The sequence below is a fragment of the Yersinia vastinensis genome, from assembly GCF_902726565.1.
Taxonomy (GTDB): domain Bacteria; phylum Pseudomonadota; class Gammaproteobacteria; order Enterobacterales; family Enterobacteriaceae; genus Yersinia; species Yersinia vastinensis.
Window position 1 is genome coordinate 1 of record NZ_CACVAF010000031.1, and the last position, 1,434, is coordinate 1,434.

A 1,434-nucleotide genomic window follows, 5' to 3' on the forward strand; every position below is an offset into this window, starting at 1 on the left:
ATAATTGCCAGTTGGCCAGAGGGGGATGTTCGCCAGATTATGCCGAGCGAGGGAATAAAACCCCTCAAGGGGAGGCCATTTGTCCATGGAATATGGGATTGTTACGCTATCGTGCGTGACTGGTACCGGCTTGAACGTGATATTACCTTGCCGAATTTTGAGCGGTCAGATGGCTGGTGGGATCGCGGTGAAAATTTGTATATGAAGCATTACGCTGATGCTGGTTTTTATGCCCACGCCGAGCCATTGGAGGTGGGTGATGTGATATTGATGCAGTACAAAGCGAATGAACCGAATCATGCAGGGGTTTATCTGGGTGATGGCAAAATGATACATCATCGGTACGGTTCGCTGAGTGAAATTGTTCCTTATGGTGGCTACTGGCTCGATCGCACTATTAAGGTGTTGCGGTACCAAACCCCGGAGTAAATGCTATCATTCGGTTTTCTGCATGGAGATAAACGGATGAAAAGGTTGTTCCTATTGGCGGCTATGACGACGTTTTTAGCGGGTTGTGCAACACCAAATGAAATAAGAGCCAAAGGGCCAGATAATCAGTATCACTCATCAAAAGATATCTCAGAGGTTTCCGAGTGCATCCTGCTTGGTTGGCAAACGAAAAGTTACGTTGCTGAACCCATGAAAGCATTTATACAGCCACTAAAGAATGGGAAGACGGTTTATACGGATGATTACATTGAAATAGCCGATTTAACAACAACAGAAAATGGTGTTGATATAAAATTCTATTCTCAAGGTAAATATCATAAAAGTGAAATGATTGATGTGATCAAGTCATGTATCTAATTTTCCATTTAACCTAAGAACCCGCTTCGGCGGGTTTTTTATTGGGGGTAATATGTCAGAAGTAAAAACAATCCGCTTATATGGTCAGTTAAAACAATTCACAGAGAATAAAGACGGAATTTTTCGGTTTGCTGCCAGTTCAACGCAAGAGGCTATTAAAGCCTGTTGTGTATTATTACCGGGCTTTGAGCGATTTCTTAATGACGCTAAAGACAAAGGACTTACATTCGCTGTTTTTAAAGGTAAACGTAATATATCTAAAGATGAACTGGAGTTTAATATTGGTGATGAAGAAATAAAAATAGCGCCAATAATTATCGGCAGTAAAAAAGCGGGCTTATTCCAAACTATATTAGGTGCCGTCTTAATTGCATCATCACTATTTTTAGGCCCAGCATACGGGATCGGTGTTTTAGGCGCGAAAGTCGCATTTGGTATGGGAATGATGGGAGCTTCGATGGCTCTCGGCGGAATGGTTCAGATGCTATCACCACAACAGGGTGGGCTAGCAATGCGAGAATCACCGGACAATAAACCCTCATACGCATTCGGTGGGCCGGTTAACTCCATTGCTCAGGGTAATCCAGTGCCACTGGGGTACGGTAAGCGTCGAATTGGCGGGGCGTT

At 43.5% G+C, this 1,434-nt stretch carries 3 protein-coding genes; all 3 read left to right on the forward strand.

Features of this window, described 5'->3' with window-relative positions; translation table 11 throughout:
• Window positions 1-429, forward strand: a 429-nt coding sequence (locus HUZ92_RS20655; protein ID WP_174846889.1) for an NlpC/P60 family protein, incomplete at its 5' end; no start/stop codon positions are given.
• Between the two features lie 36 nt (window positions 430-465).
• Window positions 466-807 (forward strand): hypothetical protein, encoded by a 342-nt coding sequence (locus HUZ92_RS20660; protein WP_145579823.1) that lies wholly within the window; start codon window positions 466-468, stop codon window positions 805-807.
• A 52-nt stretch (window positions 808-859) separates the two neighbouring features.
• Window positions 860-1,434 (forward strand): tail assembly protein (locus tag HUZ92_RS20665; protein ID WP_145579824.1); only part of this gene is annotated, 575 nt, incomplete at its 3' end.